At 71.5% G+C, this 10,337-nt stretch carries 9 protein-coding genes; 1 reads left to right on the top strand and 8 read right to left on the bottom strand.

Going from position 1 to position 10,337, the window contains the following annotated elements:
- Positions 1-123: 123 nt before the first annotated feature.
- From JYK17_RS39510 to JYK17_RS39475, 8 genes are read right to left on the bottom strand one after another with little or no spacing between them, the layout of a single operon-like run.
- Positions 124-1,545 carry an FGGY-family carbohydrate kinase gene (locus JYK17_RS39510; protein ID WP_108014705.1) on the bottom strand — a complete coding sequence of 474 codons (1,422 nt, stop codon included), beginning with the start codon at positions 1,543-1,545 and terminating at the stop codon, positions 124-126.
- 32 nt (positions 1,546-1,577) lie between these two features.
- Positions 1,578-2,600, bottom strand: a complete 1,023-nt coding sequence (locus tag JYK17_RS39505) for a 2-hydroxyacid dehydrogenase (RefSeq protein ID WP_222812272.1) — start codon at positions 2,598-2,600, stop codon at positions 1,578-1,580.
- A complete protein-coding gene (locus tag JYK17_RS39500) occupies positions 2,597-3,676 on the bottom strand; it encodes an ABC transporter ATP-binding protein (RefSeq protein WP_128802910.1) in 1,080 nt (359 codons plus the stop codon). Before JYK17_RS39500 ends, JYK17_RS39505 begins: the two co-directional genes overlap by 4 nt.
- Positions 3,654-4,499 carry a DeoR/GlpR family DNA-binding transcription regulator gene (locus tag JYK17_RS39495; protein WP_108014702.1) on the bottom strand — a complete coding sequence of 282 codons (846 nt, stop codon included), beginning with the start codon at positions 4,497-4,499 and terminating at the stop codon, positions 3,654-3,656. The genes JYK17_RS39500 and JYK17_RS39495 overlap by 23 nt, the downstream gene beginning before the upstream one ends.
- Positions 4,496-5,584: an ABC transporter ATP-binding protein gene (locus tag JYK17_RS39490; protein WP_108014701.1), complete on the bottom strand. Its 1,089-nt coding sequence runs from the start codon at positions 5,582-5,584 to the stop codon at positions 4,496-4,498. Before JYK17_RS39490 ends, JYK17_RS39495 begins: the two co-directional genes overlap by 4 nt.
- On the bottom strand, positions 5,581-6,411 hold the full coding sequence (locus JYK17_RS39485; protein ID WP_108014700.1) for a carbohydrate ABC transporter permease: 831 nt from the start codon (positions 6,409-6,411) through the stop codon (positions 5,581-5,583). Before JYK17_RS39485 ends, JYK17_RS39490 begins: the two co-directional genes overlap by 4 nt.
- Positions 6,408-7,289, bottom strand: a complete 882-nt coding sequence (locus tag JYK17_RS39480; RefSeq protein ID WP_108014699.1) for a carbohydrate ABC transporter permease — start codon at positions 7,287-7,289, stop codon at positions 6,408-6,410. The genes JYK17_RS39485 and JYK17_RS39480 overlap by 4 nt, the downstream gene beginning before the upstream one ends.
- Positions 7,290-7,294: 5 nt before the next feature.
- Positions 7,295-8,716 carry an ABC transporter substrate-binding protein gene (locus JYK17_RS39475; RefSeq protein ID WP_108014698.1) on the bottom strand — a complete coding sequence of 474 codons (1,422 nt, stop codon included), beginning with the start codon at positions 8,714-8,716 and terminating at the stop codon, positions 7,295-7,297.
- A gap of 186 nt (positions 8,717-8,902) precedes the next feature.
- Between JYK17_RS39475 and JYK17_RS39470 the strand changes: the two genes are divergently transcribed.
- On the top strand, positions 8,903-10,337 hold a 1,435-nt coding region (locus JYK17_RS39470), incomplete at its 3' end, for an FGGY-family carbohydrate kinase (RefSeq protein ID WP_222812271.1).

Below are 10,337 nucleotides of genomic sequence, written 5' to 3'. Positions count from 1 at the left end.
CGCGAGAGCCCTGCGCCGCGTGCGCGGGCACCGCCGCGGCCACCGGCGCGGCGGCGCCCGCGAGCAGCAGCGAACGTCGTCCGATTCTGAGCTGCATACGACTCCCTTTCCTGGACGGCTCGTTCAGGTGCGCGCCCGGCCGCGCGCCTGCGCCAGCCGGGCCAGATGGTCCTCGTAGGCGCGCGCGTAGTACGCCGAGCGGGCCGCGTCCGGCTCCACGACCGCCGTCGGCTCGGTCCACGCCGCCGCGTCCAGCGCGACCCCGTACCGCTCCGCCGCCGCCAGCACCGCGCCCCGCGCGCCCACCTCGCCCTCGACGACCTTCAGCGGACGGCCCAGCACGTCGGCGAGCAGCCGCATCCAGGCGGGGCTGCGGGTCCCGCCGCCGCACACCGCGAGGGAACCGGTCAGCCCGGCCGCATCGAGGCAGTGCCGGGCCGCGAAGCCGATGCCCTCGCAGGTGGCGCGGATCAGATCGGCCCTGGTGGACTCCAGTGACACACCGGTGAGTTCGGCGCGCAGCCGCGGCTCCACGAAGGGGGCGCGCTCGCCGGACGGGGCGAAGTACGGCAGGACCCGGACGCCGTTCGCACCCGGCGGGGTGTCCGCGAGCAGCGCGTCGACCTCCTCGTACCGGACACCGGTCGTCGTGAGCACCCAGTCGAGCGCCGCCGTGCCGACCATCGCGGGCATGGCGCGCAACCAGTGCCCGGGGCGGTCGGTGGAGATGTACAGACCGGCCGGCTCACCGGACAGCTCCAGATCGGTCGTGGCGACGAGACTGGCCAGACAGGTGCCGACGATCAGCAGGCCGTCACCGGGGCCGGTGACCCCGGCGCCGAGCGCACAGGAGGGCAGGTCGTACGGGCCGTTCGCGATCCGGGTCCCGGGCGGCAGCCCCTCGCGGGCCTCGGCGGTGGCGATGGGGTCGCCGACGGGGGCGAGCAGACCGCGGCGGTGCGTGAGGCCCAGCAGCTCCACCACGCGGTTGTCGTACGCCCGGGTGCGCGGGTCGAGGAACGGCATCGACGCGTCCGAGACGTCCGTCGTCGCCGGGGCCCCGGTCAGCCGCCGGAAGACCATGTCCTTGCAGTACAGGGCCGCGGCCGCGGCGTCGAGGGAGGCGGGCTCGTGGCGGTCGAACCAGGCCAGCAGCGGGCCCGGGCAGCCCGGGAACATGGCGCTGCCGGTGCGCCGGAACACCGTCTCGAAGGTGCCGTCCGCCAGCCACTGGTCGAGCAGCTCGTGCGCCCGCCCGTCCATCCAGGAGGCCGCGGGCCGCACCGGGCGGCCCTCCTTGTCGACCAGCCACACCCCGTCGCCCTGCCCGGTCAGCCCGGCCAGCTCCACCGGCTCCGCCACCCGCGAGGTCAGCTCCGCGAGGACCGCGACGACGGCCGCGTACACCTCCTCCATGTCCTGCTCGACGACGCCCCCGTGCAGCGCGAGACCCACCGGGCGTGCCTCGACAGCCAGTTCACGCCCGTCGCCGTCGAACGCGGCGGCCTTCACCATGGACGTGCCCACATCGATACCGACGTACATCTCGCCTCCCGGCTCGTCTGTCAGGCAATGCGTCAGGTCAGACAGTGCGCCAGCGGTTCCCCGCGCGCCCAGCGCCCCACCTCTTCGGCGGCGATCCGGGCCGCCTTCTCGGCGACCGAGCGCGAGGCCCCGCCCAGGTGCGGGGTCAGGACGACGCGGTCGGCGAGCGCGTGCAGCCGCGAGTCGGCGGGCAGCGGCTCCGTCGCATAGGTGTCGAGAGCGGCCGCCGACAGCCGCCCGCTCTCCAGCGCGTCGCACAGCGCGTCCTGGTCCAGCAGCCCGCCGCGCGCCGCGTTCACGACCACCGCGCCCGGCGGCAGCAGTCCCAGCTCGCGCGCGCCGATCAGCCCGCGGGTCTCGTCGGTGAGCCGGGCGTGCAGGGTGATCACCCGGGAGCGGCGCAGGAGTTCGTCGAGCGAGCCGACGCGCAGTCCGTGGATCTCGCCGCGCACATAGGGGTCGTGGACCATCACCTGCGCGCCGAAGGCACACAGGGCGCGGGCGACCCGGCTGCCGACGGCGCCGTAGCCGACGAGTCCGACGGGCAGGTCCTCCAGCTCCAGACCGCTGTGCTCGTACGTGTAGTACGTCGCCCCCTCCCAACTCCCTTGCTCTGCCAGGAGGTTGTGCGCCTGGGGGATGCGGCGCAGGGCCGCCAGCAGCAGGCCGACGGTGAACTCGGCGGTGGCGGCGGCATTGCGTCCGGGCGCGAAGCAGACGCGGACGTCGTGCCGCTCGGCCGCGTCCAGGTTGACGTTGACCGGGCCGCCCCGGCACACCACCACCAGCCGCAGGTCCGGGCAGGCCCCGAGGACACGCTCGGTGACCGGGCCCATCTGGGTGACCAGCACCCGGGCACCGGCGAGCGCGTCGATCAGCTCGTCCTCGGCGTCGCTGGCCTCGGTCACCTCGGCCACCGGGCCGAACGGCTCCAGCGGCCAGCCGAGGGTCAGTTCCGTCACCTCGCAGTCGAGTTCACGGGCGATCGCCGCCGTGATGAGCGACGGCAGGATGAAGTGGTCGCCGGCGGCGACGACTCGAAAGGGCTCGCTCATCGCAGGGTGTCTCCTGTCTCGGCGTCGAAGACATGGGTCAGGCGGGTGTCGGCGGCGACGCGCACCGGCTCGTCGTGGGCGAGGCGTACCTCGGGCCCGGTGAGGACGACGAGCGGGCGCTCGACGCCGTCCAGGGCGAGGGTGGCGACGCCCGCCTCCAGCAGCGGCTCGTGGGCGACGACCCGGGCGGGCAGGCCGTCCTCGCCGGTGAGGTGCAGATCCTCCGGGCGCACGCCGACGACCACCTCGCGGCCCTCGGCCACCGGCACGGGAAGGGTGAGTTGCACGGAGTCGGAGAGCCGGGCGCGGCCGCCGTCCGCGACGGTTCCCGGCAGCAGGTTGATCGCGGGCTCGCCCACGAAGTCGGCGACGAACACATTGGCCGGGCTGTCGTAGATCTCGTACGGCGTGCCGATCTGCTGGATGACGCCGTCCTTCATCACGGCGATCCGGTCGGCGAGCGAGAGGGCCTCCTCCTGGTCGTGGGTGACCAGGATCGTCGTATGGCCCAAGTCCCGCTGGATGCGCTTGAGTTCGCGGCGCGTGGTGTCGCGCTGGGCGGCATCCAGATGGGAGAGGGGTTCGTCGAGGAGCAGGACGTCCGGTTCGCGGACCAGTGCGCGGGCCAGTGAGACGCGCTGCTTCTGGCCGCTGGACAAGCCCGCCGGGCGGGCGTCGAGGATGCCGGTGAGGTCGACCCGGTCGGCGATCTCGGCGACCTTGCGCCGGACGTCGCCCCGGGCGTTCCTCCTGCGCGCCTTCAGGCCGAACGCCAGGTTCTCCGCGACCGTCAGCGGCGGGTAGAGCGCGTAGTTCTCGAAGGCGACCCCGATGTTGCGGGCCTGCGCGGGGCTGTCGATCACCGACCTCCCGCCGACCAGGATGTCCCCGCCGCTCACGCCCTCCAGGCCCGCGATCATCCGCAGGGTGGTCGACTTGCCGCACCCGGACGGCCCCAGCAGCCCGAGCAGCTCCCCGGAGCGCAGCGCGAGGTCGATGCCGCGCACGGCGTCCACCGACGGCCGACCGCGGGTGCGGAACGTCTTGCGCAGATCACGTAGTTCCAGCTCGGTCATCGCTGCCCTTCGTGCCGGTCGTGGCGCAGATCTCGTAACGGACCTTGTGCTCGTCCAGGTCCCGCAGCGCCTCCGCGGACGCCCCGTCGTCGACGAGGAGCAGATCGAAGCGGGACAGCGGGACGACCCGGTGCAGGGCGGCCCGGGCGAGCTTGGTGTGGTCGATGAGCAGGACGTTGCGGGCGGCCGCGTCGAGCATGGCCCGCTTCACCGACACGATGTGCTGCTCCTGGTGGTAGGCGTAACCCCCGTGCACGGCGGACGTGGACGCGAAGCACACGTCGACGCGCAGCTGCTCGATCGCCTCGACGCAGGAGACGCCGAGGAAGGAGGAGTGCAGCGGGTCGTAGTCGCCGCCCAGGGCCATCAGATGGATGCCGCGCTGGTCGGCGAGGAGGTTGATGGCCTCCAGGAAGTTGGTGACGACCGTCAGCGGGGTGATGTCACCGTGCCGCAGGCGGCGGGCTATCTCCAGGGTGGAGGTGGAGTCGTCCAGCATGATCGCCATGCCGGGTTCTATGGACTTCAGCGCGTGCTCGGCGACGGCCGTCTTCTCGGCGCGCATCGTCTTGAGCCGGTACTGGACGTTGGACTCGAAGACACCGGAGGGCTGCGCGGTCACGCCGCCTCTGAACTTCCGTACGATTCCCTGCCGTTCGAGCTCGTCGAGGTCGCGGTGGATGGTCATGAGGCTCACCCCGAACCGCTCGGCGAGGTCGGCCGCGGTCGCCGAGCCGTCGGCCAGGACCAGCTCGGCCATGGTGGCCTGCCGGGCCGCGGGTCCCTGCTGCTGTGCACCGCCACCGCTGCTGTTGCTGCTCATCGTGTCCCGATCAGTCGTCCTGGGCGCCCGGGCCGGTCGGCCTCGAACAGCAGCAGGTTCTCAGGCCGGACCGTCAGCCGTACCGGATCGTCGGGACCCAGCCCCGTCGTGTCGCCGCGCGGGGCCACCAGCGACACCTGCTGCCCGCCCAGCCGGACGGTCACCTCCACACCGCGCCCGAGCACCTCGGTGACATAGACGGTGCCGGTCAGCTCATGGCCCGCCGCGCCCCCCAGCACGATGTCCCGGGGGCGCACGCCGACCAGGACGTCCGTGCCGGGCTGCGCCTTCGCCGCGAGCGGCAGCTCCACCTTCCCGTCCGCCGTGCGGAACCCGCCGTCCTCCGTCACCACCCCCGGCAGCAGATTGATCCGCGGCCGGCCGAACGCCCGCGCCACCTCCGTGTCGCAGGGCCGGTACCAGATCTCCTCCCGGGTCCCCGTCTGCACGATCCGCCCGTCCCGGATCACCCCGATCCGGTCGCCGAGCGCCAGGGCCTCGACGGAGTCATGGGTGACGTAGAGGGTGGTGGTGTGCTGCACGGCCCCGATCGCCTTCAGCTCCGCCCGCATCTGCTGGCGGAGCTTGGCGTCGAGATGGCTGAGCGGTTCGTCGAGCAGGAAGGCGCGCGCGGGCCGCACCAGCACTCGGCCGAGGGCGATCCGCTGCCGCTGCCCGTTGGACAACTGGCCGACCCGGCGGTCCAGCAGGCCGCTGATGCCGAGGAGTTCGGCGATGGCGCCGATGCGCTCGCGGGCCTCGGCGGCGGGCAGCCGGTGGCGCGGCGAGCGCAGCGGGGAGGCGAGGTTGTCGTAGGCCGAGCGGTGCGGGTAGAGGGCGTAGCTCTCGAAGCACATCGCCACGCCCCGGTCGTACGGCTCGACGCCCGCCATGTCCTTCCCGTCCAGCAGGACGGTGCCGGAGTCGGGCCGCTCAAGCCCGGCCACGGTCTTGAGCGTCGTCGTCTTGCCCGCCCCGGACGGTCCGAGCAGACAGAAGAACTCCCCTTCCCGTACGTCGAGTTCGAGCCCGTCGAGGGCGGTGACCTTGCCGTACGTCTTGTGGATGCCGCGCAGCCCGATCACGACTTCACCGCCCCGAACGACAGCCCCCGCACCAGATAGCGCTGAATGGTCAGGGCCAGCAGCAGTGGCGGTACGACCGAGATCAGGGCCGCCGCGGCCGTCAGGTTGTACTTGGGGCGGTCGCCGCCGAGGAAGGAGAGGGCGCCGACGGTGACGGTCTGCGCCTCGCTGGAGGTGAGGATCAGCGGGAAGACGAAGTTGTTCCAGGCGAAGATGAACGCCAGCAGCGACACGGCCGCGATGCCCGGCCTGACCAGCGGCAGGGCGACCTTGAAGAAGGCCTGCTTGCGGGTGTAGCCGTCCAGCAGGGCCGCCTGCTCCAGCTCCGGGGTCAGATCGGCGAAGTAGGACCGCATGATCCACACGATCAGCGGGAGTGTCACCAGCTGCAGCACCCAGATCATGCCGACGTACGTGTCGAACAGGCCGAGCTTCTGGTAGAGCACGAACAGCGGGATGATCACGGTCAGTTCGGGCGCGAACCGGAACGACAGCAGCGTGAACATCAGGTTCTCGGAGCCCTTGAACCGCCAGCGCGCCGAGGCGTACGCCGCCGGCAGCCCGACCACGAGCGACAGCAGCACCGCGCCCACCGACACCACCAGGCTGTTCACGAAGAACCGCACGAACGGAATGCCCTCGCTGTCGCCGAGGACCGTCCGGTAGGAGGAGAGCGTCGGCGTGAAGGAGAAGTAGGTGCTGAAGAGCTGGTTCGCGGGCTTCAGCGAGAGGATCACCATCCAGGCGATCGGGAACAGCGCGAAGACGAAGTAGAGGATCAGGGCGAGGTCCGCGAGCCCACTCAACAGGCGCTTGCGCAGGGTCATTTCGCCTCGGCCGCCTTCCGCTGGATCCTGCCGAGATGGCGTACGAGCACCATCGCGGCGAGGTAGACCACGGCCCACAGCACGATCGTGTAGCTGATGCCGAAGCTGTAGCGCTGGAAGCGGATCGCCTCCAGGTACGCGCGGATCTGCAGGACCACGGTCGAGTCTCCGGGGCCGCCCTCGGTGAGGGCGTAGATGATGTCGAAGACCTTCAGCGAGTCCATGAACCGGAAGATCACCGCGACCAGGACGTACGGCCACAGCATGGGCAGGGTCAGCCGCCGGAAGGTGTACCACCAGCCCGCGCCGTCCACGGCCGCCGCCTCGAACGGGGAGGTGGGCAGCGACCGCAGACCGGCGAGGGCGAGGATCGCCACGAAGGGGGTGTAGACCCAGACGTCCACGGCGATCGACGACAGCAGCGCGCCCGTCGGGGTGTCCGTCCACTGAACTCCCCCCAGGCCGAAGGGTTTCAGCAGATGGTTCACCACCCCCACCGACGGCTGGAGCATCAGTTTCCAGATGATCGCGGCGATCACCGGGGCGATCATCAGAGGCAGGATGAGGATCTTCTCCAGCACCCGGCCGACGAGCGAGGAGCGGTGCAGCAGCAGGGCGACGGCGACCCCGAGCACGGTCTCGACGGCCGCGGCCCCGACCGCGTACAGGACCGTCACCCACGCGGAGTTCCAGAACGCGTCCTGCGTGAACACGGTCTCGTAGTTGTGCAGCCGCACCATGTCCGGCTGCGGCTTGCTCGCCGAGAAGTCGAACAGCGTGTAGTAGAGCCCGAGTCCGAAGGGGTAGAGGATTCCGCAGGTCAGCAGCAGCGCCGGGACGATCAGGAAGTACGGGCGCAGGGTGAGGCGCCAGCCCATGGCGCTCAGTCCACCTTGGAGGCGAGGTCGCCCGCCAGGCCGTTCAGGACCGACTTGGCGTTCTTGCCGCCGTAGATCTCCTGGAGGGCCGCGGCCCAGCTGGTGGTGGCGTCGAAGAACTGCGCCTGCGGGGTGAACTGGATCTTCGTCTGGTCGACGACCGTCTCGAAGGTGTCGAGGAAGCCCGGCAGGTGCCGCATCTTGTCCTTGTAGGCCGCGTCCTGGCTGATCGACTTGCGGACGGGGTCGATGTGGTTGCCGGTGATGGCGGCCTTGTGCAGGTGCTCCTTGCCGGTCGCCCACTGCAGGAACAGCCAACTGGCGCTCTTCTTCTTGGACTTGGCGTTCATGCCGAGCGACCAGATCCACATGTTGGTGGCGAGCGAGCCGTCCGGGCCCTTCGGGCCGGGGTGGAAGGCGATCTTCCCGGAGGCGGGGCTGGCCCCCTTCACGGCCTGGAAGTAGGCGGCCGTGTCCGCGTCGAAGAGCATCCCCGCCTTCTTCGCGCCGAGGTCGCTGGAGCACTGGTACCAGGTGTACGACGTCCACGACGGCGGGCCGCCCTGCTTGACCATGGCCGCCCAGTCCTCGGTGAACGCGATCGCCTTCGGGGTGTTCATGGCGGGCTTGAGCTTGCCGCCCTCGACGGTGAAGTCGTGCAGGCCGTTGCGGGCGTACATGGTCATGAAGCCGGGGTGGATGGTGGCCCAGCTGCGGGAGCCGCGCACGGCGATGCCGTACATGCCGTCGTAGCCGGCGCCCGGCGCCTTCTTCTTGACGGCCCCGGCGATCTCGCGCAGCTCGTCGAAGGTCTCCGCCGGTTTCAGGCCCAGCTTTTTGAAGACCTCGGTGTTGTAGGCGACGACGTTCGTCTCCCAGCCCCACGGCAGCGCGTACTGCCCGCCCTGGCCGAGCGGGGCGCCGTCCTTCAGCGTCCACTGGTCGGACTGCAGGAGGTTGGGGAAGAAGTCGGCCTGGTCCCATTCGGCGCCGGTGGCCGAGGAGTTGCGCATCCAGGGGCCGAGGTCCTCCAGCCAGCCGGGCGGTCCGTACTGCCAGACCATGTAGGCGCCGAGCATGAAGACGTCGTAGGAGGCGCGGCCGCTGGAGAGGTCCACGGTGAGCTTGTCGAAGTAGTTGTCCTCGGGGAAGACGTCGTACTCGACCTTGATGCCGGTCTTGGCGGTGAAGGACTTCAGGTCGGCGATCAGGGCGTCGGTGTAGGGGTGCTTGTTCAGCAGCGCCTTGAGCGTCGTGCCCTTTTCGCGCTTCCAGTCGAAGGAGCCGGTGACGTCGTTCGCGGCCGAGCCGCCGCTCTTCTTGTCGTCCCCGCCGAAACCGGCCCCGCAGGCCGCGAGTAACGGAGTCGCGGCGGCCCCCGCTGTGAGAGCGAGGAATCTCCGGCGGTCGTGCGCGTGCATGTCCATCCGTGACCTCCACGTGGGGTCGGGCCCGGGTGCGGCTGTGTGGGTTGACATGTCGAGTCGACTCGCTAACAGAGGGTGTAACGGCGGAAGTTGCGCGTCAATCCCTCGCGCAAGCGAAAATCGCGGGTCAATATCGAAGAAGGACGTGAAGTTCACAGGCCGGTCCGAGATGTCCGGGAGGCATGGATGCTGGGCGAACGTGAGGCGTGGCTGGGAATCGACCTGGGGACGCAGAGCGTCCGCGTGCTGGTGGTGGCCGCGGACGGGACGGTCCTCGGCGCCGGCTCGGCCCCGATCGGCGGGCGCCGGGAGCGGGAGCGGCACGAGCAGGATCCGGGGGAGTGGTGGGAGGGGGTGTGCGCGGCGTCCAGGGCCGCGCTGCGCCCGGCCGGGGGCGCGCGGATCCGGGGGCTCGCGGTGTGCGGGACGTCCGGGACGGTGCTGCTCACGGACCGGGCCGGGCGGCCGCTGAGCCCGGCGCTCATGTACGACGACGGGCGGGCCGCGCAGCAGGGGGCGCAGGCGCGGGCGGCGGGGCTCGCGGTGCAGGACACCTGGGCGCTGCCGAAGGCGCGCTGGCTCGTCGATACCTACGGACGCGGACGGATCACGCACCAGCCCGACGTGGTCACCGCCCGGCTGATCGGTACACCGGTACCGACCGATTCCAGCCACGCTCTCAAGACGGCGTACGACGTCGAGCGCGAGGCGTGGCCGGACGTGATGGGGCTGCCCCGGGAGGCCCTTCCCGAGGTCGTACGGCCCGGCACCCCGCTCGGCGAGGTCTGCGCGGAGGCCGCCGAGGCCACCGGCATCCCCGCCGGCACGCCCGTGATCGCGGGCATGACCGACGGTTGCGCCGCGCAGATCGCGTCCGGTGCGCTGCGTCCCGGCTCCTGGAACTCGGTGCTCGGCACGACGCTCGTCCTCAAGGGCGCGAGCGTCGAGCCGGTCCGCGACCCGACCGGCGTGGTCTACAACCACCGTGCGCCGGACGGGAGTTGGCTGCCCGGCGGGGCCTCGAGCGTGGGGGCGGGAGTGCTGACCGCGGCCTTCGCGGGCGCCGACCCGGCGGCCATGGACGCGCTGGCGGCCGCGCACGAGCCCGCGGGCGCGGTGGCCTACCCGCTGGTGTCGCCCGGTGAGCGGTTCCCGTTCCTGGCGCCGCACGCCACCGCCCTGGTGCTGGGCGAACCGGCCGGGGACGCCGACCTGTGGGCCGCCCTGCTGCAGGGCGTCGCCTTCACCGAACGGCTCTGCCTGGACTACCTGCACCACCTGGGCGCCCCGCTGGACGGCCCGCTCACCTTCACCGGCGGCGGCGCCCGCAGCCCGTACTGGAACCAACTGCGCGTCGACGTCCTGGGCCGCCCGGCCCAGATCCCGGAACAGACCGAACCAGCCCTCGGCATGGCCGCCCTGGCCGCCCACGGCACGGGCGCCGGCCCCCTCCCCGAGGTCGCCACCCACATGGTCCGCATCACCACCCACCTCACCCCCCACCCCGCCCGCACCGCCCTCTTCGCCGAGCCGTACGCCCGCCTGATCGACGAACTGACGACCCGCGGCTGGCTCCCGGCCCCGGTGGCGGCACATGCGCGCGAGCGGCTGCGGGCGACAG

Source organism: Streptomyces plumbidurans (genome assembly GCF_019857225.1).
GTDB classification, from domain to species: Bacteria; Actinomycetota; Actinomycetes; order Streptomycetales; family Streptomycetaceae; genus Streptomyces; species Streptomyces plumbidurans.
The sequence above is the reverse complement of the archived record's forward strand: the minus strand, read 5'-3'. Positions and strand labels throughout refer to the sequence as shown.

Excerpts from the sequence above, each read along its gene's own strand:
- JYK17_RS39475 (WP_108014698.1), bottom strand. The coding sequence starts at position 8,716 with ATGGACATGCACGCGCACGACCGCCGGAGATTCCTCGCTCTCACAGCG.
- JYK17_RS39485 (WP_108014700.1), bottom strand. The coding sequence starts at position 6,411 with ATGACCCTGCGCAAGCGCCTGTTGAGTGGGCTCGCGGACCTCGCCCTG.
- JYK17_RS39500 (WP_128802910.1), bottom strand. The coding sequence starts at position 3,676 with ATGACCGAGCTGGAACTACGTGATCTGCGCAAGACGTTCCGCACCCGC.
- JYK17_RS39480 (WP_108014699.1), bottom strand. The coding sequence starts at position 7,289 with ATGGGCTGGCGCCTCACCCTGCGCCCGTACTTCCTGATCGTCCCGGCG.
- JYK17_RS39505 (WP_222812272.1), bottom strand. The coding sequence starts at position 2,600 with ATGAGCGAGCCCTTTCGAGTCGTCGCCGCCGGCGACCACTTCATCCTG.
- JYK17_RS39510 (WP_108014705.1), bottom strand. The coding sequence starts at position 1,545 with ATGTACGTCGGTATCGATGTGGGCACGTCCATGGTGAAGGCCGCCGCG.
- JYK17_RS39495 (WP_108014702.1), bottom strand. The coding sequence starts at position 4,499 with ATGAGCAGCAACAGCAGCGGTGGCGGTGCACAGCAGCAGGGACCCGCG.